Source organism: Stenotrophomonas sp. YJH_SMC_53 (assembly GCF_059369995.1).
In genome coordinates this window covers 80,962-103,855 of the sequence record NZ_JCAFTF010000003.1, presented here as the reverse complement: position 1 = coordinate 103,855, position 22,894 = coordinate 80,962, and the positions used below count along the sequence as shown (strand labels likewise).

At 64.7% G+C, this 22,894-nt stretch carries 23 protein-coding genes and 2 pseudogenes; 8 read left to right on the top strand and 17 right to left on the bottom strand.

All coding sequences use genetic code 11. From position 1 onward, the window contains the following. Positions 1 to 38: 38 nt before the first annotated feature. The 5 genes from AC5P7X_RS05705 to AC5P7X_RS05685 form a co-directional block, all read right to left on the bottom strand. Positions 39 to 503: a YrhA family protein gene (locus AC5P7X_RS05705; protein ID WP_495214587.1), complete on the bottom strand. Its 465-nt coding sequence runs from the start codon at positions 501 to 503 to the stop codon at positions 39 to 41. A gap of 243 nt (positions 504 to 746) precedes the next feature. After that, positions 747 to 1,124 (bottom strand): DUF2894 domain-containing protein, encoded by a 378-nt coding sequence (locus AC5P7X_RS05700; protein WP_053498559.1) that lies wholly within the window; start codon positions 1,122 to 1,124, stop codon positions 747 to 749. Then, entirely contained in the window at positions 1,114 to 1,752 is a 639-nt protein-coding gene (locus AC5P7X_RS05695) for an OmpA family protein (protein WP_065179209.1), read from the bottom strand. Before AC5P7X_RS05695 ends, AC5P7X_RS05700 begins: the two co-directional genes overlap by 11 nt. Next, entirely contained in the window at positions 1,749 to 4,013 is a 2,265-nt protein-coding gene (locus tag AC5P7X_RS05690) for a DUF802 domain-containing protein (protein WP_495214586.1), read from the bottom strand. Before AC5P7X_RS05690 ends, AC5P7X_RS05695 begins: the two co-directional genes overlap by 4 nt. Before the next feature lie 10 nt (positions 4,014 to 4,023). Further along, the gene (locus AC5P7X_RS05685; protein WP_065179210.1) at positions 4,024 to 4,677 is read right to left on the bottom strand and encodes a DUF3348 family protein; all 654 of its coding nucleotides are present in this window, start codon (positions 4,675 to 4,677) and stop codon (positions 4,024 to 4,026) included. Between the two features lie 146 nt (positions 4,678 to 4,823). Between AC5P7X_RS05685 and AC5P7X_RS05680 the strand changes: the two genes are divergently transcribed. Next, complete coding sequence (locus tag AC5P7X_RS05680) at positions 4,824 to 5,747, top strand: M14 family metallopeptidase (RefSeq protein ID WP_069138347.1); 924 nt, start codon at positions 4,824 to 4,826, stop codon at positions 5,745 to 5,747. Here AC5P7X_RS05680 and AC5P7X_RS05675 read toward each other — a convergent pair. The 6 genes from AC5P7X_RS05675 to AC5P7X_RS05650 form a co-directional block, all read right to left on the bottom strand. Then, positions 5,651 to 7,462 (bottom strand): phosphoethanolamine transferase, encoded by a 1,812-nt coding sequence (locus AC5P7X_RS05675; protein ID WP_495214584.1) that lies wholly within the window; start codon positions 7,460 to 7,462, stop codon positions 5,651 to 5,653. The genes AC5P7X_RS05680 and AC5P7X_RS05675 overlap by 97 nt on opposite strands. Before the next feature lie 73 nt (positions 7,463 to 7,535). Next, positions 7,536 to 7,922: a diacylglycerol kinase gene (locus AC5P7X_RS05670; RefSeq protein ID WP_495214583.1), complete on the bottom strand. Its 387-nt coding sequence runs from the start codon at positions 7,920 to 7,922 to the stop codon at positions 7,536 to 7,538. A gap of 56 nt (positions 7,923 to 7,978) precedes the next feature. Continuing rightward, the gene (locus AC5P7X_RS05665) at positions 7,979 to 9,220 is read right to left on the bottom strand and encodes a sensor histidine kinase (protein WP_495214582.1); all 1,242 of its coding nucleotides are present in this window, start codon (positions 9,218 to 9,220) and stop codon (positions 7,979 to 7,981) included. Continuing rightward, a complete protein-coding gene (locus AC5P7X_RS05660; protein WP_005416896.1) occupies positions 9,217 to 9,891 on the bottom strand; it encodes a response regulator transcription factor in 675 nt (224 codons plus the stop codon). Before AC5P7X_RS05660 ends, AC5P7X_RS05665 begins: the two co-directional genes overlap by 4 nt. Positions 9,892 to 9,993: 102 nt before the next feature. Then, positions 9,994 to 10,524, bottom strand: coding sequence for a nuclear transport factor 2 family protein (locus AC5P7X_RS05655; protein WP_495214668.1), 531 nt, complete (start codon positions 10,522 to 10,524; stop codon positions 9,994 to 9,996). 35 nt (positions 10,525 to 10,559) lie between these two features. Then, a complete protein-coding gene (locus AC5P7X_RS05650; protein ID WP_235642279.1) occupies positions 10,560 to 11,192 on the bottom strand; it encodes a YbbD-related protein in 633 nt (210 codons plus the stop codon). Between the two features lie 213 nt (positions 11,193 to 11,405). Between AC5P7X_RS05650 and AC5P7X_RS05645 the strand changes: the two genes are divergently transcribed. Beyond that, positions 11,406 to 11,657: a hypothetical protein gene (locus AC5P7X_RS05645; RefSeq protein ID WP_235643041.1), complete on the top strand. Its 252-nt coding sequence runs from the start codon at positions 11,406 to 11,408 to the stop codon at positions 11,655 to 11,657. A 17-nt stretch (positions 11,658 to 11,674) separates the two neighbouring features. After that, positions 11,675 to 11,992: a hypothetical protein gene (locus AC5P7X_RS05640; RefSeq protein ID WP_053498576.1), complete on the top strand. Its 318-nt coding sequence runs from the start codon at positions 11,675 to 11,677 to the stop codon at positions 11,990 to 11,992. A gap of 51 nt (positions 11,993 to 12,043) precedes the next feature. Here AC5P7X_RS05640 and AC5P7X_RS05635 read toward each other — a convergent pair whose 3' ends face one another. The 5 genes from AC5P7X_RS05635 to AC5P7X_RS05615 all read right to left on the bottom strand — a co-directional run bounded on the left by AC5P7X_RS05635 (position 12,044) and on the right by AC5P7X_RS05615 (position 17,020). Then, positions 12,044 to 12,391: an RcnB family protein gene (locus tag AC5P7X_RS05635; RefSeq protein WP_065185701.1), complete on the bottom strand. Its 348-nt coding sequence runs from the start codon at positions 12,389 to 12,391 to the stop codon at positions 12,044 to 12,046. Positions 12,392 to 12,525: 134 nt separating this feature from the next. Further along, positions 12,526 to 13,962 carry an efflux transporter outer membrane subunit gene (locus AC5P7X_RS05630; RefSeq protein WP_495214581.1) on the bottom strand — a complete coding sequence of 479 codons (1,437 nt, stop codon included), beginning with the start codon at positions 13,960 to 13,962 and terminating at the stop codon, positions 12,526 to 12,528. Continuing rightward, positions 13,959 to 14,843: an HlyD family secretion protein gene (locus AC5P7X_RS05625; RefSeq protein WP_206620571.1), complete on the bottom strand. Its 885-nt coding sequence runs from the start codon at positions 14,841 to 14,843 to the stop codon at positions 13,959 to 13,961. Before AC5P7X_RS05625 ends, AC5P7X_RS05630 begins: the two co-directional genes overlap by 4 nt. Position 14,844: 1 nt before the next feature. Beyond that, positions 14,845 to 15,054, bottom strand: a complete 210-nt coding sequence (locus AC5P7X_RS05620; RefSeq protein ID WP_053498584.1) for a DUF1656 domain-containing protein — start codon at positions 15,052 to 15,054, stop codon at positions 14,845 to 14,847. A 4-nt stretch (positions 15,055 to 15,058) separates the two neighbouring features. After that, positions 15,059 to 17,020, bottom strand: coding sequence for an FUSC family protein (locus AC5P7X_RS05615; protein WP_495214580.1), 1,962 nt, complete (start codon positions 17,018 to 17,020; stop codon positions 15,059 to 15,061). Positions 17,021 to 17,099: 79 nt separating this feature from the next. Here AC5P7X_RS05615 and AC5P7X_RS05610 point away from each other — a divergent pair, with 79 nt between their 5' ends. Beyond that, entirely contained in the window at positions 17,100 to 17,894 is a 795-nt protein-coding gene (locus AC5P7X_RS05610; protein ID WP_495214667.1) for an AraC family transcriptional regulator, read from the top strand. Positions 17,895 to 17,928: 34 nt separating this feature from the next. On the opposite strand, the gene AC5P7X_RS05605 is transcribed toward AC5P7X_RS05610, so the two are convergent. Next, positions 17,929 to 18,750: an alpha/beta fold hydrolase gene (locus AC5P7X_RS05605; RefSeq protein WP_495214579.1), complete on the bottom strand. Its 822-nt coding sequence runs from the start codon at positions 18,748 to 18,750 to the stop codon at positions 17,929 to 17,931. A 576-nt stretch (positions 18,751 to 19,326) separates the two neighbouring features. Between AC5P7X_RS05605 and AC5P7X_RS05600 the strand changes: the two are divergent. The 4 genes and pseudogenes from AC5P7X_RS05600 to AC5P7X_RS05585 all read left to right on the top strand — a co-directional run. Beyond that, positions 19,327 to 20,070: pseudogene (locus AC5P7X_RS05600) on the top strand (RHS repeat-associated core domain-containing protein); the annotation flags it as partial. A 452-nt stretch (positions 20,071 to 20,522) separates the two neighbouring features. Next, the gene (locus AC5P7X_RS05595) at positions 20,523 to 20,948 is read left to right on the top strand and encodes a hypothetical protein (RefSeq protein ID WP_176746378.1); all 426 of its coding nucleotides are present in this window, start codon (positions 20,523 to 20,525) and stop codon (positions 20,946 to 20,948) included. Between the two features lies 1 nt (position 20,949). Further along, positions 20,950 to 21,522 carry a hypothetical protein gene (locus AC5P7X_RS05590; protein WP_141750807.1) on the top strand — a complete coding sequence of 191 codons (573 nt, stop codon included), beginning with the start codon at positions 20,950 to 20,952 and terminating at the stop codon, positions 21,520 to 21,522. Positions 21,523 to 21,536: 14 nt separating this feature from the next. Next, positions 21,537 to 22,574 (top strand): annotated as a pseudogene (locus AC5P7X_RS05585) (RHS repeat domain-containing protein); the annotation flags it as partial. Positions 22,575 to 22,894 lie beyond the last annotated feature (320 nt).

Sequence of the window (22,894 nt, the reverse complement as noted above, 5' to 3'; positions counted from 1 at the left end):
CAACCCGGCGTGGCATGGGCATTCTTGAATCTGTTTGTTCAGCAATGCTGTTCGATCAGACCGATGATGTGACCGAGTAGGCCATCCAATGAAGTGAATTCTTCGTAGACATTATCGAACGCTACTTTGTCACGGACCTGGTACCGCCCTGTTGCGAATTCAAAGACGTAGCAATCCATATCGCTCTCTCCGAGTTCTACATAGCTGCCCAGGGATCCCTGGCCGCGAGCGATAAGGTTCATTTCCACCAGGGCAAGGGCTGACCCACCATCGCAGTATGAGCGTGAAGTACTCGAGTAGAGGAAGACTCCCGCTGCTGCCAGGCCATCGTGGCGTGAAAGAAAGCCCAGATAGGACTCTGGCAGGACGATGCCTAGGGTAGAAAGCGCCGAGCTCTGGAGTGCGTCGATGTCAGGACGTTCAATTGGAGGGCCAAGGTACATCTCGGCTTCGTTGAGATTCGCGCGAAGCTTGAGAAGTCTGGCTTCTACTGAAAGCTGCATTTGCTGGGATTGAATTCAAGTGCAATGGGGGCAGTCAAACACTGGGGAATTCTTCCTTCCACGTCAATTACAGTCGCCTCAGTCTGTTCAAGTTGGTCAACCATTGACGTGGTTGGCTCGCGGTAGCGATTGGACAGCAGCGCTGCTGGGAGTCGATAAGCGCCAAGCAATGTTGGCGTAACCAGCAGCGTGGATCAGGATTGTCGTGTCCAAGGGGCGCCGAACGAGGTCGGCGTAACGTGTTCAACCCGCGCTGCGCGGCTTGCGTGTCCGTTTCGGCTTTGCGGTATCACCGCCGCTGGCGGCGCTGTCCTGCAGCGCCTGCAGCCAGGACAACGTGTCCACATAGTCGATGAAGTGGCGCAGGTAGCCGGGACTGGTGGCCTGCATCGTGTCGAGCATGCGTTGCACCAGCACTGCCGAGTTCAGTGGGCCGCCATCGGCCGGGGCCTCGGCGCGCAGCGAGCGGCGCACCTGCAGTTCGCTGCGCAGCTCCGACCATTCGCGCTGCACCTGCTGCAGCATCGGCACCTGTGGGTAATGCGGCAGCGAGCGCGACCCCGCATCGAGGTCACGCACCAATGCGCGCAGGCCTTCCAGCGCGGGCGGCTTACTTGCCATCCGCCGCCTTGGGCTTGGGGATCGGCGCGATTTCCACACGGCGATTGCGCGCGCGTCCTTCCTCATTGGCGTTGGAACTGACCGGCTGCTCGCTGCCGAACGCGGCGGCGAACACGGCGTCAGCCGGTACGCCATCGGCGATCAGGGTGCGGGTCACGGTCAGCGAACGCTGCGCGGACAGCTCCCAGTTGTCGGCGAAGCGGCGGTTGCCTTCGCGCACCGGCGCATCATCGGTAAAGCCGCTGACCATCAGGATCTCTTCGCGGCTGCCCAGATAGGCGGCCAGCGGTGCGGCCAGGCTGCGCAGCAGCTCCTGGCCTTCCGGCTGCAGCTGGTCCGAGTTCAGTGCGAACAGCACGCTGCCGCTGATGCCGATGCGGCCATCGACCAGGGTTACGCGACCAGCGGCCAGTGGGCCGGCCAGCGCCTGTTCCAGGGTCTGCAGGCGCTTGGCTTCGGCCTGGCGCTGCTTCATTTCCTGGTCCAGCCGCTGCGACAGCTCCAGCTGCACCGCGACCACACCCACCAGGATCAGCACGAACGCACCCAGCAGCACCGACATCAGGTCGCCGAAGGCGGCCCAGATCGGTGCGTGCGAGCCGCCATCGACCTCCAGCTCGTCGCTCATGCGCTACCGGCCTTGCCGCGGCGCGTGGCCAGCTGCTGCAGTTCTTCCATCACCTGCTTCTGCGACAGCAGGCTGAGGTCGACCACCTCGCGCGCCTGCGCCACGTAATAAGCCAGCTGCTCATCGCTACGGGCCAGCGAGGCATCCAGTGCGCCACCGATCTGTTCCAGGCGGCCGGAAAGCGCGGTGGCGGCACTGCCGAACTGCGCGACCGCTTCACCGAAGGCGCCGGCCAGCTGGCCGACGTCACCCGCGCTGCCGGTGAGTGCTGCCGCAATGCCATCCAGCTTGTCGGTCTCGGCGGCGATATGGTCGGTGAAGCGGTTGCCGACGCGTTCCAGCAGCTCGGCCGAACCGCCAACCAGTGCGTCCACCGCGGTGCGCTGTTCGTGCGATGCGTGGTTGATCGCATCGAGCAGGGTCTGCACGGTGGCCAGCAGGCGACCGCGTTCTTCCAGCATCGCGTTGTCACGCACCAGGCTTTCAGAGAGCGTGCTGCGCAGCTCGTTGATGACGTCGGCCGCAGCTTTCGGTGCCGCTGCCGCGGTCTGCAGCAGGGTGGACACTTCGGCCAGCGTGGCGCTGGCCTGCGCGCGACCGTTCTCGCCGATCTGCTGTGCGGTCGCCGCCAGCGTGTCGCAGACCTGTTGCTGCTGTGCAGCCAGGCGTTCGCCATTGGCCTGCAGGCGCTCGGCCAGCTCGGTGGAAACGTGCTGCAGGGCATCACTCCAGCGCTGCAGGCGCTGTTCGTCGCCAGCCTGCAGTTGCGCATGCAGGGTGGCGTGGGCCTGCTGGAGTTCGGCGCTGACCGCGTCCCAGCGCGCTTGACGCTGCTGTTCGCGGCTGTCCAGGCTGGCCTGCAGTTCGGCGTGCGCAGTCGCGGCGGCAGCCTGGGCGGCTTGCCACTGCTGCGAGCGCTGCTGTTCGTGGTCCTGCAGCAGCGACTGGCTGGCGTCGTGGCGCTGCTCCAGTGCCTGCAGCAATGCCTGCGCACGCTCGTCCAGCTGCTGGCCGGCCGCCAGCAGCGCCTGCTGCTGGCGCTCGACCAGCGCGCTGTTCAGTGCCTGCTGCTGCTCGATGGCGGCGCGCCAGGCCTCGGCGTTGCCGTTGGCATCGGCCTGCAGGCGCTCGCCGATACGCGCGACGAGTGCTTCGGCGTGCGTGCCCTGGCTATCGCTGAAGGCCTGCAGGTGCTGGCGCAGATCACTCACCAGCGCCTGCTGTGCCTGGGTCTGTTCACTCACCACCTTGGCCCAGCTGGCTTCGGTGGCGACCCGGCTGCGTTCGAAACCGTCGCTCAGGCCCGCCAGCTGCTGTTGCACGGCGCGCTCGACACGGGCATGCAACGCTTCGCCATGGTGAGCCAGACCGGCCAGGGTGGTTTCAGCCATCGGCTGCAGCGCGCCACCGATGGCCGCGGCACTGGCTTCGGCACCTTCGCGCAGCGACTGCTGCAGCGACAGGGCCAGGCGTTCCTGCAGCGCTTGGCTCTGGGTCAGGAACTCGGCCTGGCCAGCCAGCAGGCGCTCATTGGCGGCCGCACTGTGCTGTTCAAAGGTGCTGGTCATCGCCTGCAGGCGGTCGACCAGCGCCGGCAGCGCGGCGGACTGTGCCTGCAGCAGGCGCAGCGATTCGGCGCGCTGCCAGGCCTGCGAATACGGGTGCAGGTCGCCGGCAATGGCGCGGTCAAGCTGCTGCACGGCCTGCAGGCGGTCGCGGCGCAGCAGCGCAGCCAACAGGCCGAGCATCGCCGAGCTGGCCACGCCGGCGATCGAGGTACCGAAGGCCACCGCCAGGCCCTGCACCGGCGAGGCCAGCGAGCCGCGGATCGCGGCCATGTCGGTCGCGCTCTGCAGGGCCAGGCCGGTGCCACGCAGCGTGTCCATCATGCCCAGCAGGGTACCGAGCATGCCCAGCAGCACCAGCAGGCCGACCAGGTACGGGGTCAGCACCGGTGCGGGCAGGGCGGTGCGCTCGCCTTCCACGCGCAGGCGCACGGCGTTGCGCAGGCCTACCGGCACGCGCTCCAGCCATGGGGCGAGGCTTTCCTTCGCGCTGGACAGGTCATTCAGTGCGGCGCGCAGGCCGTTGCTGGCCTGGCGGTAGCGGTACAGCTCCACGCCGCCGGCGATGTAGCAGGCCGCAATGATCGCCGCCACCGCTGCACCCAGCGGATGCACCGAAACGTAGCCAATGCCGATCCAGCACACGGCCAGCAGGCCGACAAGGAAAACAACGACATGGAGAGCAGTTCTGGACATTGTGTTCCGGTCAGTGGGAGCGCAGGGCGTCTTGCAGCCCTTCGATCGGGTGGAAGCGCAGCTGCAGCTCGGCGAGCAGCAGCGTGCGCATGTCATGGCGGAAGGCCGCGCGCCAGCCGGGCTGGCCATGCACGCGTTCAAAACGGGCGCCGAGCACCGCCGGCGCGGTGGCCAGCAAGCTGTGCTCGCGCGGGGTGAGTGTCTGTTCCATCACCGCATCAACCTCGGCCAGTCGCGCCAGCTCCGGCGAGACCTGTACCAGCTGGTCGCGCAGGCGGCCGCGCAGGCGCCCGGTGGCGGTCTGGATGGCCTGCTGCAGCACCCGGTAGCGCTGGCGCAGCGAAGCGAAGTTGGGTGCGGCAGCGGCCTCGGCCAGGTCCAGCAGGCGCTCGGCCTCGGCGTCCTCGCGGATCGAGGCCAGCAGGCTGGCATGGGCCTGGGCGCAGTCGGCCAGTACATCCTCGGCCCGCTCGGCAGCTTCGCCGGGCTCGGGCAGGCGTCCGCCCAACGCGCCGGACAGGGCCACGGCACGGCTCCAGTCCACCCACTGGCCGAGGCGATCGGTCAGGGCGGGACTGCTGGCCGGCATCGCGCCGTCGCTGAGACGGGCGAGCAGGCGGAGGAACTCCGGTCCACCCAGGACCGGCTGCGCTGCGTTCGCCATCAAGGGGTGAGGGGCCAAAAACCGTTGATTTTACAACCAGATGACCCCGGCTGGATGAAGGCGGGGCCTGGGTGGCGGTACCCACAGGCGCGACAAGGCTTAGAATGTCCGGCTGCATCCCCCCGTTCGACCCCTGGAGTACCCCCATGACTGTTGCGCAGTTCTACCCGATCGGCACCCCCGGACAGCCCTGGGGCGACGCGGAACGCGCACAGTGGCGGGCCCGCCAGCAGCGCCAGCGCAGCTACCACGATGACGTGGTGGCCGCCCTTGAGCGCCTGGACGACAGCGTTTTCGACGTGATCCAGTACGGCCAGCTGGACTATGCACCGGACCATTACCCGCTGTTCGCCGTGGTCAACCACGACTGGAACCCGGCGCTGCCGACCGCGCTGATCACCGGCGGCGTGCATGGCTACGAAACCAGCGGCGTGCACGGCGCCCTGCAGTTCCTGGAACAGCAGGCCGAGCGTTACCTGGGCCGGCTGAACCTGATCGTCGCGCCATGCGTCAGCCCGTGGGGCTACGAGCGCATCCAGCGCTGGAACCCGGATGCGATCGATCCGAACCGTAGCTTCCGTGACGGCGGCCAGATCAAGGAAGCCGCCGCACTGATGGCCTGGGTGGGCGAGCGCAAGGCGAACCTGCTGGTGCACCTGGACCTGCACGAGACCACCGACAGCGACCTGAACGAGTTCGATCCGGCGCGCTGCGCGCGCGACGGCAAGCCGTTCGAGCGCGACACGATTCCCGATGGCTTCTATGTGATCGGCAACAGCGAAGATCCGCAGGCCGAGTTCCAGAAGGCCCTGATTGCCGCAGTGGCGCCCATCACCCACATCGCCCCGGCCGATGCCGACGGCAACCTGGTCGGCCTGCCGCTGCAGTCGCCGGGCGTGGTCTGGGGCGAGTCGCGTTCGATCGGCGCCTGCGCCGGCTTCACCGACGCACGCTTTGCCACCACCACCGAGGTCTACCCGGACAGCCCGCGCACCAACCCGCAGGAATGCAACGACGCCCAGGTGGCGGCGGTGTGTGCGGGCCTGGATTTCGCCCTGGCGGCGCAGTAGCGCGCCACGTTGCGGGCGGTGACCGGCATCAGCCGGTGCCGCTTCTTCGCCGGCGTGGCGGCCACAGCCGGCGAACCCGACGGGCGGCATCCGGCAAACACATCCAGATTACGCTGGTACACCGTGCTGCTGACCCCGAACAGGCCCAGCAGCGAGTGGAAGATGTTGTCGTGGCTGTGCGCCCGGTGCAGCGCATTCCCACGCAGGCAGGCCATGTCCAGGCCCGCGTTGCGGCTGAACTCCGTTGAGAGCCACATCACCATCGGCACCTGGGTCTGTTCGCGCGGGGCGATGAAGTAGGGCGTGCCATGCAGGTACATGCCGCGTTCGCCGAGCGACTCGCCGTGGTCGGACACATAGATCAGCGCAACGTCGCGCCGGTCCGAGTAGCCTTGCAGCAGGTCGATGGTCTCCGCCAGTACCCGGTCGATATGCACCAGGGTGTTGTCATAGGTGTTGACCAGCGCCTCGTTGCTGCAATGCTGGATCTGGTTGCTGTCGCAGGTCGGGCTGAAGGCCCGCGAGGCAGCCGGATAGCGCTCGAAGTAGGTCGGGCCGTGGCTGCCCAGCTGATGCAGTACGACCAGGCCGTCGCCGTTGATCGCGTCGATGCGTGTGCCAAGCTGGTGCAGCAGCACGTCGTCGTAGCAGGTGCTGTCGGTGTTGACGCACTGGCCCGCCACCTTCAGCGCAGGCATGTCCTCGGTCGGCACGCGCTCGCACACGCCCTTGCAGCCGCCATTGTTGTTGTTGCGCCAGAGCACGCTGACGCCGGTACGCTGCAGGATGTCGAGCACGTTCTCCTCGGTCGCCGCGCGAACGTCGTCGTATTGCTGGCGGGTCATCTGCGAGAACATGCACGGCACCGAGATGGCCGTTGCGGTTCCGCACGAGGAGACATCACTGAAGCTGATGACGCCTTCCGTGCGTGAGAGCCGGGGATTGGTTGCGCGTGGGTAGCCGTTGAGCTGGAAGTTCTGTGCCCGCGCGGTCTCGCCGACGACCATGACCACCAGCTTCGGGCGCGGGCCGGGTGTGCGCCGCGCGTCCGTGCCGATCGGGCGCAGCGGTTGCTGGCGGGTGCTATGGAGGCTTTTCAGGTAACCGTGGGTATGGCGCATCACGTTCAACGGCAGTACCTGGTCGCGGATGTAGCGGTTATTTCGCAGCAGTGAGGAGTAGTCCTTGTAGAACGCAAAGCCGATCACCAGCAGCATTACCAGTGACGCCAGAACGTTGGCCGGCCACACCAGCAGCGACCGTATCGACCCCGCTCCGCTGGCGGTGCGCACCAGGGCAAGCGCTGCAGCGGGCATCGCGCCCAGCGCCAGCAGGGTCAACAGCAGCGGCAGCGAGAGATAGGCGTTCAGTTCGGCCTGATTGGTCTCGAACACGTTCTGCACCATGCTGCGATCGATCAGCACGTTGTAGTGCAGCATGAAATAGCTGCAGGCGGCGCTGGTGACGATGAGTACGGCCAGCAGCGGCTTGCGCACGAAGGGTAGTGCCAGCAATGGCGTCAGCAGCAGATTGAACAGGCAGAACAACACCAGCGGCAGGCTGGCCAGGAACAGGTTGCTGCGCACACCGTTGAGATCGATCAGTTCCCACAGCGACTTCCAGAGGGCGATGTTTCCAATCGTGGTGAAGAAAAACGCTGCGGCCCAGACCAGGATGATCGGATGGGGCCGTGGAAAACGGAGGCATTGACGCACGAGCAGGGTCCGCGGAACAGGAGTGCGCGCAGTATCGAAACGGCCTTATCAGGAAGTTGTCAGGATTGCCGGCCTAGCCCAGCAGGATCACACCCCACACCGCGCCGACCATCAACAACGCGGTGGTCTGTGCGGCGCTGCCCATGTCCTTGGCGTTCTTCGACAGCGGGTGCTGCTCCAGCGAGATGCGATCAACCACGACCTCGATTGCCGAGTTGAGCAGTTCCACCAGCAGGCTGATGAAGCAGACCGCCAGCACCAACGCGCGCTCGGTTGTACTGATGTCCAGCACGAACGCCGCAGTGATCAACAGCGCGTGCAGCAGCAGCAGCTGGCGAAAGGCGGCCTCGCCGCGGAAGGTCGCGATGAAGCCATCGCGCGAATGGACCAGGGTGTGCAAGATGCGGCTCAGGCCGGTCTTGCCGTGCGGATACTTGCCGCTGTGCTTGGGGTGCTGCATGCCGTTCTCGAGGTTGGGACAACCCCGAGCATGTGCACGCCACTGTCAGGAATACGTCAGATGCGGGCCGCAGGCCAGTGCAGGGCGAACCGGCAGCCGCGCTCCGAGGACTGTACCGTCATTGTCCAGCCAAGGTGTTCGACGATGCGCTGCACGATGGACAGTCCCAATCCTTCGCCGCTGTGCGGTACCCCGGGCACGAATCGTTGGAACTGCTGCGGGTCGATGCTGGAGGGCAGGCCGGGGCCGGTGTCTGCGATGATCAGTGCGGTGGTGTCCAGGGTGATCCGGACCTTGCCCTGTTCGGTGTATTGGCAGGCGTTGCGCGTCAGGTTCCAGATCACGCTGTGTACCAGGTCCGGACTGGTGTGCATCGTTACCTCGCGACCGGGATCAACGGTGATGCCGACCGGCTTGCCGGCCAGCCAGGGCTGGCAGCGCTCCACGCAGGACTCGATCAACGGACGCAAAGCCACCTCGCTGCGCGGGACTGAGCCGGGGGAACGTGAGAGCAACAGCAGGCAGGACAACTGGCGCTGCATCTCCTGGGTGGTACGCAGGATGCGCTCCGCGCTGGGAACCAGATGGCTGTCAGGAGGAAGCTGGCAGGCAAGGGTTTCCGCAGCGCCGCCGATGATGGCCAGCGGCGTACGCAGCTCATGGCTGGCATCGCCGCTGAAGCATTGCTCGCGGTGAAGGAAACGCTCCAGTTCATCACTGTGCCGGGCAAAGGCGCGGGCCAGAACACCGATCTCGTCGCGTGCGTCCTGGCGGGGAAAGGGCTTCCGCCCGCTCTGCACGGCATCGGCCAACTGCGTGATGGGCGCGATGACGTGCGACGCCACCTTGCGACCGATCAGGAAGGCGCCGAGCACGCAGATCGAAATGACCAGCGCTGCAAAGGCGTTGATCAGGTATTCCAGATAGCCATAAGGCGCCGCGTCCTGCAGCAGGTAGTAGCGCTGTCCGCCACTGTCGAACACGCGCAGGTGCCACTCGTTGGGTGCTGCTTCGCCGTGGTAGCCCAGGCCATACTGGCGCAGCACCACAGGTACGTTCCGGGCATCGTACAGTGCGCTGCCGGAGGGCAGGGCGGGGCGTTGGCCACGAGCCAGCTCGTCCTGCAGGCGGCGTACTTGGCTGTCCTGGGTGCGTCCAACGACGGCGGCCCGTACCTGGTCGTAGTCCACCTGTTCGGCCAGAACGATGAAGCCCATGGCGCCGGCCATCAGCAGCACGAACGAAATCGTGATGCGGGTGCGCAGGGTCAGGCGCCGGTAGAGAGCGGCGGGGGTCACGCCGGCATGCGCCAGCCGACGCTGTGCACCGTGGCGATCAGCGTGGTGTCGAAACTGCGGTCCACCTGCAGGCGCAGCTCATGGATGTGGGTACGCAGCGCGCCGCCGTCCGGTGGCTCGTCGCCCCAGACCAGGTATTCCATCTCCTGCTTGCGGACCACGGCGGGTGCCGCGCGTACCAGGCACAACAGGAGCTTGTGCGAGGTGGGCGTCAGCGCGATGCAGCGTCCCTGCCGCCAGGCCTGCGGCGACCGCGTATCGACCTGCAGGTCCTTCCACGCCAGTACGCTGTCGACCTGGCGGCCCTGGGCGCGTCGCACCAGGGCCTTGATCCGCGCATCCAGCTCCTTCAGCGAGAAGGGCTTGACCAGATAGTCATCCGCGCCCAGCGCCAGGCCCTGCACGCGGTCTTCGACCGGATCGCGCGCCGTCAGCATCAGGATCGGCACCGGATTCTGGAACTCCTGGCGCAGCTTCCGGCACAGCGCCATCCCGTCCAGGCGTGGCAGCATCAGGTCCAGCAGGATGGCATCGTAGTCGTTCTGCGTGGCCCGACGCAGGCCACTGGCGCCGTCACGGGCGTCGTCCAGCACATAGCCGAGCGGCTCAAAGAAGGCGTACAGGTTGGCAACCAGTTCGGGGTTGTCTTCGATGATCAGCAGGCGGGTCATTGCGAGCGTCCTTGCACGTGGCCGAACTCTGCCCGATCCCTTGCCGGATGCCAATGCCCTGGCTGAATGGATCGCAATCCGCGCTCGGCGTCCTCAAGACGTTCAGTTGGCCGGGCTGCGTGAATCGCGGATCGAATAGATCACCGAGAAGATCTTCCAGCCCTGTTCGGTGCGGACCAGCTGCCACATTTCCTTGCCCCAGTTGGTCTTCACCCCATCGTCGTGAAAGCTGTAGTCAAACGCTACCGAGGCCACATCGCCGTCCGTCTCGATCTTCGTGTTGGAGAATGTCTCTTCTTTCAGCTTCGGCGAGGCCACCGCCCCGTCAATCAGCGCGATGAAGTTGTTGGCGGGAATCTGCCGCGCCTTGATCGCATCGGGCTTGGCCTTGCGGATGTCCTGCAGGCGCGCGTCCTCGGAAACGAACTGCCAGCCGATATCTTCCGGCTTGTCAGAAAAGAACAGGCTCATGTAGGTCGGCTTGTCCTTGTTGATCAGCGAGGTGCGGAACGATTCGACCACCTGTTCGATGGCCTTGACGTCGGCAGGGGCGTTCTGCGCGGCTAAAACTGGCAGCCACGCCGGGAGCAGAAGGGCGAGGGCGGCGGAGCGTGCACGTGCGTTGGGCATCATGGGGGTCCTGGGGAGGAATAGGTGGCGCTGGCGCATCAGCGCGCGTAGGTTCGCCAGAAGAGCACGTGGTCTTCGGCCCTGTTGATGGCGACGAAGACGGATTTTCCGGATTCGGGCGCGCAGCGAAAAACGCGGTACGACGCACTGAGCGTCCCGTTGCCAGGCCACCAGTATCGATTGAATGCAACAGGATCACTGTTGTTGAATGTGGTCGCCTGGCAATCCGCAGGCAGCTGCAGTGGTATCGCAGCGGGCTTGGTGAAGGCCAGCGCGCTGGTGTTGGAGTCGAGGTCATGGACCTCGCGCAGATCGGTCGCCGCTTGCGGCACCCAGCCGGGAATCCACCCCTTGTTCACCCTGTCGGAGTCAAGCGCCTCCTGCAGGGTGTCGAACGAACTGTCCATCACCATACCGCAGGCGCATAGCGCGCTACAGAACGTCACGACAATGGCGCGCCTGGCCCATGCAACGGGGCTGCTCATCCTCGTCATGCTCTGCGGAAAGCAGCCTACCCACTTCCTAGGGCGGCAAGCGCTTGAGCCGCGCTTCCAGCCCCGGTCGTACAGCCGGTCGCAGGGTTCTGCATGGCGCTGCGCCTTGCGCGCGTACTGCTGCATGAACAGGCCGATCTCCTGCGCGATCCTGTCCTTCCGGCCCTTGCCTGCCATCGACGGGCGTCCCTGTGTTCATCCTGAATCATCGGTCGGCGCACGCTAGCACGGATGACGGGCGCCGCAACAGGCCGGTTTGACGTTGAGGAAGGTCTGCGCGGATGATGCGCGGGCGCGCGGCGCAGGAGGGGATCTGTCAATGAGGACATTGATGTGGGGGCTTGCCGGCCTGTTCCTGGCGTACGTTGCCGGTTGCTCGGCAATCTCGGCGTGGCATTCCCGCGCGCTTGCCTCGGTTCGGCCGGGGCGGGCAAGGCCGAAGTACTCCAGGCGCTGGGGCAACCTGACGTGGTGGAGCACGCCGGTGCTCCCTTTACCCGCTATGCCAGCCGTGGATGCAGTGGTCGCTGTGCGCAGCGATGGTGGTATGAGAACCGGCTGGGCCTGGATACCGAAGCCTGGTCGGTGGAGCTGGATGCTTCCGATCGCGTGCTCACAACGTCGCGCTTGACGTCACCCTAGAAGACCGCGACGAACGCATGCGCATCCATCGACCTTTCATCTTCATCGCAAGCCTGGCCCTGATGGCGTTGTGCGGGCTGATGGGCGTGCTGGTGCTCATCCATGGCTTCAACGAGCAGGGCCTGCGCTGTGGCAGGCTGTGCTCACTGGAGGTCTCCCTCCGCCTGCTCTTCGGTGATCGGGGATACGAACTGCTGGTGGCGATGGGACTGTTTGCCACAGCGCTGATGTGCGCGTATATCGCACTGCGGGAGGGCATGCATGCCGGGCGGCCGCGAAGGCAGGTACAGCGTCGGGGGCATAAGCGCCGCCGATCGTCACAGCCCAGGTCGTGAAGTATCCCTCCGCGCGGCGTTCTGCCGCGCGGAGGGACACCGCACGAGGTGTCAGCGATGCAGCGCGTCGATGATCAGCCCGGTGGCGATCTCCACCAACAGGTACTCGTTATCGGACTGCCGGACCCAGCGCCGGTCGCGGCCCGGCTCGCGCAGGTCATAGCGCGCGTAGTCGTCCACCCAGTAGCGGCGGTCCACTTCGGCCCAAGGCAGGCGGTCGCCACGACGCCAGGCCTTCTTCTGCCAGCCCGGCGGCGGCGCATCGCGGTTGTGCGGGCCACCTGCATGCGGCGGCGGGCCGTTGCCGCGGGCGTGGTGCGGCGGATCGGCGAAGGCGGGGGCCGCAGCCAACGCGGTGGCGGTGGTCAAAGCGATGGCAAGCAAACGTGTGGTCTTCATGGATGTGCCTCCGTCATGGCCGCAGCATGCGGCGCTGTGGCGGGAATATAGGGCAGACAGCGTGAATGAATACGGGTGTGCGCGGCACTTTCCTGAACACACAGCGTGACGTGCAGTCGCCGCCCCGGAACGGATCAACCGGCCCCGTCCGGGGCCGGACCCAATGCGCCCCAGCCGCCGCCCAGTGACAGGAACAGATCCATCTGGCGATCGATCCGGTCCGCGCGCGATGCGGCCAATGCGGACTCCGCATCTGCCAGCGCGGCCTGGGCCGAAAGCACATCGAGAAAATCGATCCTGCCGAAACGGTAGAGCTGCTGCGCCTGTCCCGCGGCCCGCGCTGCGTCCCCACGCGCCTGTGCCAGGCTGCGCTCGCGTTCAAGCGCCTGCGTGCAGGCAGAAAGCGCAGTCTCGGTCTGGCGAAGTGCCTGCAGCACCGCGCCGTCAAAGGAAGCAAGAGCCGTATCTGCATTGGCACCGGCCGCTGCGATCCGGGCCTTGGCCACGCGGCGGTTGGGCCAGTGCCATGACAGCAGCGGCCCGACGCTCGCCCCGAAACTGTCGGCGGAAAGCAGCTGCCGTCGCATGCCCGCCGTGCCCAGGGACGCGCCCAGGGTGACCCGCGGATAAAGTTCCGCAGTCTCTACGCCGATCATCGCTGTGGCCGCGGCAAGGCTACGCTCCGCGGCACGTATGTCGGGGCGCCGCTGGAGCAGCTGCCAGCCGTCACCGACCGGCAGCGCCTGCTCCAGCTCAGGGGGCTGGGGGCAGGCTTCGGCCTCCCTGGGATAGTCTGCCGGGACCCTGCCCATCAGTGCGGCCAGTTCGAACAGTGCGGCCTGGTGTTCTGCCAGCAGGTGCGGTACCGCCGCCGCGCTGCGGTTGACCGCGGCTCCGGCACGGCTGACATCGAAGTCCGTTCCACGCCCGCCTGCAGCCAGGCGACGGGTTGCCTCCAGCGTGGCGCGCTGTATCGCCAGCACATGCCGGGTCGCAGCGAGCGTGTGATTGCTTGTGCAGATCTGGAGATAGGCACGGGTGACAGCCGCAGCGACGACCACGCGGACCTGGTCCCGTGCCGCAGCGATGGCCTCCGCGTCGGCGTTGGCGGCTTCGATGCCGCGGCGGATGCCGCCTGCAAGATCCAGTGGATAGGAGAGGTGAAGGCCCAGCGCATAGGACTGCGGCGCGGCCGACGCCAGGGTGTAACCACCGGCATGGGTGAGCGTGCCCGATGCATCCACGTCGGCCTGCACGGCACCGCGCGCGCGGTACTCCAGCACGGTCGCGCTGGCGCGCCGAAGGTTGGCATCGGCGGCGCGCAGGTCGGTATTGGCCGCCAGTGCATCGCGTACGTAGGCGTCAAGCTGGGGGTCGCCATACAGTTCCCACCACCGATCCGGTGGTGGGTCGTGGCTGAACGATGCCTCTTTGCCCGAGACGAACGCCTGCGCCGCGCGTGTGGAGGCAGCGACGGCATTCGCAGGCAGGTGATAGTCGGGGCCGGAGACACAGGCCGTCATCGGCAGCAGCAGGGCAAGCAGCCCACCGCGTAGTGTTCGCAGGCTCACTTGCAGGTTCCCAGTGCCGAGGGCGTGATGGTCACACTCGCAGTGCGACCGACGATCAGGCGGGTATCCGGCCGCGCATCATCAATGCGGATGCGTACCGGGATCCGCTGTGCCAGCCTCACCCAGGTGTAGGTCGGCGCCACCGCCGGCAGCAGGTTGTGGGTGCTTGAGCGCTGATCGTCGGCAATGCCGGCGGCGATGGTATCCACGTGCCCGCGCACGTCGTGGTCGTCGCCCATCAGCCGGGCCACGGCGGCATCGCCCTCGGTGATGCAGGCCAGCTTGGTTTCCTCGAAATAGCCCTCGATGCGCAGGCTGCGGGTGTCGATCAGCGCCAGCGCCTGTGCCCCCGGCTGCAGGTAGTCGCCCGCGTGCAGGTCCAGGTTGGTGACGATGCCATCGGTGGTCGCACGCACCTCGGTGCGTTGCACGTTGAGCTGGGCAACGCGCTGTTCGGCCCGTGCCTGCGCCAGCGCTGCCAGCTCGGTATCGACCTTGGCGGCATTGCGTTCGCGGGTTTCCGAAGCGACCAGGTTGCCCAGTGCGTTGTCCCGCGTCGATTCGCGGCGGGCCAGCGCCAGCGTGGCGCGTGCGCTGCTGGCCGCTGCGTCGGCCTTCTCAAGTGCGGCAGCGAAGCGCGGCTGGTCCAGCACCAGCAGCAGCTGTCCGGCGCTCACCCGCTGGTTGTCGTGCACCAGCACCTGGGTGACCAGCCCGCCCATGTCTGATGCAACGCGCACCACGTCGGCGCGCACCCGTCCATCCCGCGTCCACGGGCGTGTTTCGTAACGCTTCCAGATGGACAGTGCGGCAACGACAGCAATCGCGAATACAACCAGGGTTGCGCTCCAGCGCCCGATGACAGCAAGCGTGTGTTTCATCTCATTTCTCGAACAGGGGCGCGAGCCGGATCATCAGCTCCGCCAGGATCACGAACAGGGACAGGCCCACCAGTGGTCGCGCGGCGAACAAGCGGTACAGGCCGAGACTGGCGAGCAGGCGCGAGGTCAGCATCGACAGCGCCAGCGCGGCGGCGGCCACGGCGAGAAGGCCGGGGATCAGCACGCCATCAATCGAAAGATCAGGAAGCATGAGGTCAGCGCCGGTGGGTGAACAAAGGTACGAGAAGGTCGCGGCGCAACCCGCAGAGCAGGTGCGACAGATGCTCCCGATCAGCCCCGCTGCTGGTCACCACTGCTTCGCGCATTCGGTCCAGCAGTTCCAGAAGATGGGTGTCGATAGGGCGCGGCGGGTGAGCACGAACCCTGAAATGCTCGGCGAGGCGTTCGATCAGCAGTGCTTGAAGCGCCCGGACCTGCGGATTGTCCAGGCAGCTTTCCAGTGCGCGGAGTTGGCTGGATGCACGTGCCGCACGAACATCCGCAAACAATGCCCGCACGTCGTGCGCGGCGCTGGAAAGGCCCTGCAGCCTGGGAGCGAGCAGCCCGATTCGATCCAGCATGCGGCTGAGCCAAGCGCGGGTCACGCCACCTTGTCCGGCGGCGTGTCGTGCGATATCCCGACGGATCGAACGCTCCAGCCGTGCGCGGTTGCGGCCCGCATCGGCGGTCTGGAACAGCTGCATGCTGCACAGTGCCACCGTCGTACCGACGAACAACGCAACGCTGTTGTTGAGTGCGCCGACGATGTTGATCGCATTGGTCGCACCCAGGCCGGCGATGAGCGGGAAGGTCAGCACCACGCCCAGCGCGGCCATGATGAAGGGCGGCCGGGCCAGGAACGATCCGCACAGCAGCAGTACCGGCGCGAGCGCGGCAATCAGGCCGGTGATATCGGACAACGCGGGGAAGATCAGCAGACCGTAGAGCAGGCCGACGGCAACGCCAATCAACGACCCCACCAGATAGCGCATGACATGCGGCGCAGGCGCTTCGATCGTGCCGAACAGCACGCACGCCGTGCCGATGATGGACACCGCCGTGGCGCCGTCCGACCAGCCGGTAACGATCCACAGAACGCAGCTCATCAGGATGCCGACGAACGCGCCCAGCGCGCTGCGCAGGGCAAGCCGATGATCCCGGTGAAGTACCGCACCCTGCGCATATCGCGCAAGGCGAGCAGGTACATGCCGGCGCCAGTCGGGCCGGGCAGCGCATAGTTGTGCCTGCAGCACGCGGCAGTCGGCGTGGGCGAGGTCGAGCTCGGTCTGTTGCGCGGCGAGGCCGGCCTGCAGCAGATCGCGCCAGCCCGTTGCATCCATCGCGCCGGCCTGTGGTGAACGCAGCCGGTCGATGGAATCTTCCACCGCGCTGGAGAGCATCAGTACGTCCAGCATCCGGTCATGCACGGCACGCAGGATCCGTACCTGGGCCACGCCGTGGGCGCTGTCGAAGGGCAGGTGGATCGACAGCACATGCAACTCGAGCAGGTCGGCTGCCACTTTCGAGCGGTCCGTCGCCAGCACCGTGTCCGATGCGCCGGCGCGCATGTCCCTCGTCCATCGTTCCGCGTCATCCAGCACGGCAGCGACCCGTGCGTGCACGCGCGACGAAACCCGGCGCGGCAGCACCAGCCCATGGACCAGCGTTGCGGCCAGGATGCCGATGGCGATTTCCTGCACCCGCGTGATGGCAATGGTGAACACGTCTGCCGGCACCATCACCGCAGGAAACCCGATCAGGCTGGTGGTATAGCCGGCCAGCAGAAACGCATAGGCACGTGGCGTGCGGTCGAGCATTGCCAGATACAGGCAAAGCGACATCCAGGTGGCGAGCGCGGCGCTCAGCACCAGGGGTTCATTGGCGAAGCGTGGCACCAGCATGACGGTGGCGACGGCCCCGCCCACGGTACCGAGCAGGCGGAACAGGCCGCGGCTCAGTGTTGCCCCGGAAAGGGGCTGCGACACCAGATAGACCGTCCCGATCACCCAGAATGGGCGATTCAGGCCGATCCGCAGAGAGACATACAGCCCCAGCGACGCGGCGAGCAGGCATTTGAGCGAGAACAGCACTGCTTCCTGGTCGGTCCTGAGGGCAGGGCTTTTCAATCGGGCAAATGCCTGGAGCACGTGGGGGCGGAGCGGGGTGGGGGAGTGCATGCGGCCCATGCTAGTGAGCGACCGCAACGGCGAATTTCGCTACAATGACAATCAATCGCTAAAACCGGTCAATGTGAGAATGGCTCGCATTTCGCTCCCCGGCTTTGACCTGGACCCGGACGAGACCGATCGCCCGGCGGTTGCCAGCCGCCTGCAGGTGGCCGAGCACGACGCAGAGATTCCCGTGCATGAGCACCGCAAGGGTCAACTGATTCTTGCGCTGCATGGCGCGGTGACCTGCGAAGTGGCCAATGCGCTGTGGATCGTGCCGCCCCAGTGTGGCGTCTGGATTCCGGGTGGCATGCCGCACAGCAATCGCGCCACCGCCAACGCGCGCCTGTGCTACCTGTTCGTCGAGCCCGGCGTCGTCGACCTGCCGGCGCAGTGCGTGACGCTGGCGATCTCGCCGATGCTGCGCGAGATGATCCTGCACCTGGCCGACGCGCCGCTGGACTACCCGCATGGCAGCCACACCGACCGGTTGGCGCGGGTGCTGCTGGACGAACTGGTGCAGATGCCGGCCGAGCATCTGTCGCTGCCGGTCAGCCATCACCCGAAGGTGCGTGCGCTGGCGGCGGCGCTGTCGGCGGATCCGGCAGACCGCAGCACCATCGGCCAGTGGGCAGTGCGCCTGGCCCTGGGCGCGCGCACGTTGACCCGGCTCATCGAACGGGAAACGGGCTTGTCCTTCGGGCGCTGGCGACAGCAGCTGCACCTGCTCATCGCCATTCGGGAACTTGCCACGGGCGCACCGGTACAACGCGTTTCCGAGACGCTGGGCTATGAGTCGGTGACGGCCTTCATCACGATGTTCAAGAAGGCGCTTGGCCTTTCCCCGGCGCGCTATTTTGCGGTGCGCCTGCGGGGGCAGTAGCCGGGACAACCCGGAAGGCCGTTGCCTGGAACGGCTACTTCAAGGTGCCGGAGACGGATTGAATCGCGGCCACCACCGCAGCAGGATCCTCGCGCTGGAGGGTGTGCCCGGTCGCCAGGTAGCGATGCGTGCCGCGCGTGAACCCCGAGAAGAGCAGGGCGTGCTGTGCCTTCCAGAGCGCCTTGCCCCCTGCGGTTTCCTCGAAGAACAGCGGCTCGGCAGCCAGCCGCGTTGCAGTCAGCAGCGCCACCGGCACGTCCGGCATCGTGCGCGGGGTTTCCGCACCGGGTGCATCCAGTTGTTCGGTCAGCACGGCGTAGTCGGCGGCCATGGCTGGCGGCAGCATCGCCCGCAGCCGGGCATCATCTGCCTGCACGCGGGCACTGTCGGCCTGCTTGAACGCATGGCGCTGCCCCATCGTGGCCGGGTCCACCAGCACCAGGCCCTGCAGCCGCTCCGGATGGCGGCGTGCAAACTCCGTGGCCAGCAGGCCGCCATAGGAATGACCCACCAGCACAACGCGGCGACCGGGGGCGAGCGTATCGATCACGGCCGTGAGGTCGGCCAGATGCGCATCGATGCGCTTGGGGTGACCGTCGCTGCCGGACTTGCCGAGTCCTGCACGGGCGTAGGTGATGCTGTGATAGTTGCGCCCCAGACCCGCAACCACCTCCTTCCAGGCGCCCGCGCCCTGGCCGAAACCGGATTCAAAGACCACGGTGATCGGGCCTGACCCCGTTTCTTCGGCCTGCAGTGCGTAAGCGCCTCGATCTACCTGGATTTCCCCTGCGTGCGCGGTGCCCACTGCGGCCATCATCGCGGCCAGCGCCCACGACGTCACTCGGCTGCTCTTCATTGCCGTTCCCCTGGGCCGTGCGCGTGCCAGCCCTTCCGATGGGTCAGGTCTGCAGCGGAGTGCCACAGCCTGCCGACCTCGCGACGGGTCGTGCTGGTAATGTAGTGAGGTATAACACCTACTCCCTGTGCAGGAAGTCATGGTGCATGAGGTCGCTGCGCCTGCGCTGCTGGTTCTTCCGCCCCCCCCCTATCAACGCGGCTGACCTTGCCGGCATCTGGTGCGTCGGATCTGACGCTGCTTTTGCCCTTTGTCGCCGGCGTTGCAGCAGTTGGAGGAAGGGATGCCGGCAATCTATTAGGTTGCATTGGGTATCGTCTGCGCTATGGTTGGAATTCAAACTGTGTATTGAGCCCTATGAAGCTGACGCGCGGATGGTTTCTTGCACTATCTGTAATGTGGCTGGCCATTTTCACTTTGATGCTGTGGCTTGACCGAATCTGGGATGCGTGTGGCGCGTTGCTAGCTGCGACAGCCTTCTTTCTCGTTGCCTTGAGGAGAAAGCAGCATTTGGCTGGTGGATCACAAGAGTAGCGTGCCTTCTCAGCCCCCTCTTCGAAGAGGGGGCTTGAGAATTTTGACTCCACCGGTAATCGCACCCCGCTGACCACTTCGGCAGGCACCGCCAGCTACACCTATCCCCCAACCAGCCATCGCCTGGCTGCGGTGGATGGCGAGGTGCGCAACCATGACGCAGCGGGGAATACCACCAGCATCGGCAGCAAGACGTTCATCTACAACGATGCGAACCGCATGAACGCGGTGAGGCAGGGTGATGCCGTGCTGGAAAGCTACGGTTACAACCATCGCGGTGAGCGCGTGCTGCGCACCCCGGCCGGTGGCGCGGCGCAGATCACGCTGTACGACGAGGCAGGACAGTGGCTGGGCAACTACTCGGCCACGGGCCAGGCGCAGCAGCAGGCCATCTGGCTGGATAACTACCCGGTGGCGCTGGTCAATGTGCCGGCTACCGGCGTGCCGGAGTTGGCCTACGTCCAACCAGATCATCTGGGCACGCCGCGCGTGGTGATCGATCCGGTACGGAATGTCTCGATCTGGGAGTGGAGCAACAAGAGCGAAGTGTTCGGCAACCAGATCCCAAGTGCCGATCCAGATGGCGATGGTGTGGCATTCGAGCTGGCACTGCGCTTCCCAGGCCAGCAGGCGACGGATGCGAGTGGGTTGTTCTACAACTATCAGCGCGAGTACGACCCATCCGTGGGGCGCTACTCTCAGAGTGATCCCATCGGGCTGAATGGCGGCATCTCCACATTCTCTTACGCTGAAAGCAATCCTCTGTCCTATGTTGATCCTCTAGGGGAAATGTCGCGACGCAAAGGCGAGCGCAATTTGACTCGCTCGCCAGATGGCACAGGCAACCCAGATAAGCATTGGAAGGATGATCCCAAGCGGCCAGGATGGGGTTGGCAGCTGGATAGCCATTCAGGTAAGCCGAAGTACAAAAAGAAACCGCACTACCTGCTTCCCCCAAAGGCAATCGGGCCGGGTCTGGCCCTCCGGGTTGCCCTTCAGGTAGCCTGTGAGAATGGCGACCTTGCCTCCTGCAAGACGCTCTGTACTCTGTTCCCTGAGGTCTGTGGCAATGTTGACTTCGCCGAACCCAACGTAGCGATGTGTCCAACTGAGGGGCCGTCGTTAAATGTGCAGTGATAGGCAGTGATCCGTCGATCTTCATGGTTCCAGGCACAATGCGGCCTGGATTCCGTGATGGTTCGTAGCATGCCTGTAGATGACAGGACGTGGAGTTGATAGTGAAGTCATTGCATTCGCGAGCGAAGATTGACTTGGCACCCTTGACCGCAAGGGCTCTAAGAAAAATAGTAGGGAGTCTGTTCCATCGCCGGCACGACTATGGTGATTTCGAGCCCGAAGAACTGCTGGATGAGCTTGCGCGGCTCGGTGTTACAACGGCCAAGCAATTCAGACTGCTTATGAAAAAACATCGTCGCGCAATTCTTCGGGACGAGAGGGCGAGGATGTCTAGAAGAAAGATGCTCTACCTCTTGGACGAGTTCGGCCCTGAAGGTCTTGACATGCATACCAATACCTCTTGGTTCGCGACTTCGGGATTGGTGCGGCAAGCCATTGAGAAGGAATTCGGCTGGGAGGCATTTATCGCTTTGTACGATCGTCAGCCAGGCGCCGCCTCTGGTTCTTCTGAAAAGTCGGCGCCCTAGCATGAAATCCATTGCGCTTTGGAGAATGAAGCGCGAGGCCAAGAGGAGCGGTCTGCGAGTCGTTGGCAATTTTTTGATTGCGTTACATACGCGCGATGTTATCTCAGGTTTCACGTTGGATCCTGCGCCATCCTCTACCTATGTATGGACCTTCGTAATTCCGACATATGATGATTTGCCCTACCTGCACATGTCTCTAGGTCAGAGGATTGCAAGCGCGGAAGTGGATAAAGGTTTTTTCTGTGGAATGCATGAGGCGCATGCCAAAAAGCTTGAGACAGTGAGAACGGCGGCAGACTTGTTGCTCTATGTCGACAGTCTTGACTTCACAAGCGACTATTCGGAATGGGTAAAATACATATCCGCCATCCGGCTTGGCGATTTCGTGGCGGCGGACGCGACGCTGAAGACGCTTTTGAAGTTGCCAATGTCCAATGCTATTAAAAGTAGATTAGATGCGATTCTTTCTGTACTGAAGAATGGTGGTGAATCCGGCGCGCAGCATCTTTTGGAGGCGTGGTCTGTTCAGACGGATCGATTAGTGGGCGGCAGCTCCTGGGGCAGCGGACGGTAGCGAATCGTCGCGCTGCACGCAGCCCTAATGCAGCAGGGAATACCACGCTCTGACAGCAGATCGTTTACCTGCAGCGATACCAACCGCATGAACGCGGTGAAGCAGGGTAATGCCGTGCAGGAAAGCAACGCCTACAACCATCGCGGCGAGCGCGTGCTGCGTACCCCTGCCGGTAGACTGCCCAGATCACGCTGTATGACGAAGCAGGGCAGTGGCTGGGCAACTACTCGGCCACGGGCCAGGCGCAACAGCAGGCCATCTGGCTGGACAACTACCCGGTGGCGCTGATCAATGTGCCGGCTACCGGCGTGCCGGAGCTGGCCTACGTGCAGCCGGATCATCTGGGCACGCCTCGCGTGGTAATCGATCCGGTACGGAATGTCGCTATCTGGGAGTGGAGCAACAAGAGCGAAGTGTTCGGTAACCAGATTCCGAGTGCTGATCCGGATGGCGATGGTGTGGCGTTCGAGCTGGCACTGCGTTTCCCGGGCCAGCAGGCGACGGATGTGAGTGGGTTGTTCTACAACTACCAGCGTGAATACGACGCTGCGACCGGACGCTATACGCAAGCGGATCCCATAGGCTTGTCCGGCGGCATTTCCGCGTACGGGTATTCGAATGCCTCTCCGCTTCTTGCGGCTGACCCACTTGGGCTTGAGCCCGTGTTCGATACAAGTACGTGCGGCGGACAGCTGGGAATGGTGACTTGTGATGGCAATGGAGGATTTCTGGTCAGTGTCTGCAATTCAGGCTGCGACAAGATATGCACCGTTATGCATGAGCGAAACCATAAGGCGTTATTGGAAAAGAGGGTTCCTAATGCCTGCGTGGGTAGGCCTAAAGGTGCAAGCCCATTCCCAAAGGACTGGGAATATGGTGGGATCGAGCATCGGCAGCTGGCCAATGAGCTTGAGTGTCGTGCATATCAAGAGCAGATGATCTGTGCAACTCGGCTGCGCGATGGAGGACTCGGAGGCGCCGCAGTAGACAAGGCCTACAGCAGGGCAGTAAAGGAAAGGAGCAACAGGCAATGCGATGCATTCGGATACTAGCCATCCTCTCGCTCGTTCTGGGCCAGCTGGGGTGCCGGGATGAGGTTGAGAGTTCAACGTACCCCATGGGTCAGACGGGAAAGAGTTGCACTGCCTACAAAGGCTTTGATCGCCAGCCTCCCGAAGTGGTTGTTACGGAACTGGCCAGACGGGGGTTGGACAGTCGCAGGTTGATCCATAAAACAGTTTGCGGCTCGATCACCAGCTGGGAGATCCTTCCCGCAGGGGCGTCAATCAATCGGATACCTCCCCCAGATACCTACGTGAACGTCTGGCTGAGGGAAGACGGCTCTGTTTCCGTCAGTACGGACCTCCCTTGA

Bases quoted from the DNA above. Each gene is read 5' to 3' on its own strand.
- AC5P7X_RS05705 (WP_495214587.1), bottom strand. From the start codon at position 503: ATGCAGCTTTCAGTAGAAGCCAGACTTCTCAAGCTTCGCGCGAATCTC.
- AC5P7X_RS05700 (WP_053498559.1), bottom strand. From the start codon at position 1,124: ATGGCAAGTAAGCCGCCCGCGCTGGAAGGCCTGCGCGCATTGGTGCGT.
- AC5P7X_RS05695 (WP_065179209.1), bottom strand. From the start codon at position 1,752: ATGAGCGACGAGCTGGAGGTCGATGGCGGCTCGCACGCACCGATCTGG.
- AC5P7X_RS05690 (WP_495214586.1), bottom strand. From the start codon at position 4,013: ATGTCCAGAACTGCTCTCCATGTCGTTGTTTTCCTTGTCGGCCTGCTG.
- AC5P7X_RS05685 (WP_065179210.1), bottom strand. From the start codon at position 4,677: ATGGCGAACGCAGCGCAGCCGGTCCTGGGTGGACCGGAGTTCCTCCGC.
- AC5P7X_RS05680 (WP_069138347.1), top strand. From the start codon at position 4,824: ATGACTGTTGCGCAGTTCTACCCGATCGGCACCCCCGGACAGCCCTGG.
- AC5P7X_RS05670 (WP_495214583.1), bottom strand. From the start codon at position 7,922: ATGCAGCACCCCAAGCACAGCGGCAAGTATCCGCACGGCAAGACCGGC.
- AC5P7X_RS05660 (WP_005416896.1), bottom strand. From the start codon at position 9,891: ATGACCCGCCTGCTGATCATCGAAGACAACCCCGAACTGGTTGCCAAC.
- AC5P7X_RS05655 (WP_495214668.1), bottom strand. From the start codon at position 10,524: ATGATGCCCAACGCACGTGCACGCTCCGCCGCCCTCGCCCTTCTGCTC.
- AC5P7X_RS05650 (WP_235642279.1), bottom strand. From the start codon at position 11,192: ATGGCAGGCAAGGGCCGGAAGGACAGGATCGCGCAGGAGATCGGCCTG.
- AC5P7X_RS05640 (WP_053498576.1), top strand. From the start codon at position 11,675: ATGCGCATCCATCGACCTTTCATCTTCATCGCAAGCCTGGCCCTGATG.
- AC5P7X_RS05635 (WP_065185701.1), bottom strand. From the start codon at position 12,391: ATGAAGACCACACGTTTGCTTGCCATCGCTTTGACCACCGCCACCGCG.
- AC5P7X_RS05625 (WP_206620571.1), bottom strand. From the start codon at position 14,843: ATGAAACACACGCTTGCTGTCATCGGGCGCTGGAGCGCAACCCTGGTT.
- AC5P7X_RS05620 (WP_053498584.1), bottom strand. From the start codon at position 15,054: ATGCTTCCTGATCTTTCGATTGATGGCGTGCTGATCCCCGGCCTTCTC.
- AC5P7X_RS05615 (WP_495214580.1), bottom strand. From the start codon at position 17,020: ATGCACTCCCCCACCCCGCTCCGCCCCCACGTGCTCCAGGCATTTGCC.
- AC5P7X_RS05610 (WP_495214667.1), top strand. From the start codon at position 17,100: ATGGCTCGCATTTCGCTCCCCGGCTTTGACCTGGACCCGGACGAGACC.
- AC5P7X_RS05605 (WP_495214579.1), bottom strand. From the start codon at position 18,750: ATGAAGAGCAGCCGAGTGACGTCGTGGGCGCTGGCCGCGATGATGGCC.
- AC5P7X_RS05590 (WP_141750807.1), top strand. From the start codon at position 20,950: ATGAAATCCATTGCGCTTTGGAGAATGAAGCGCGAGGCCAAGAGGAGC.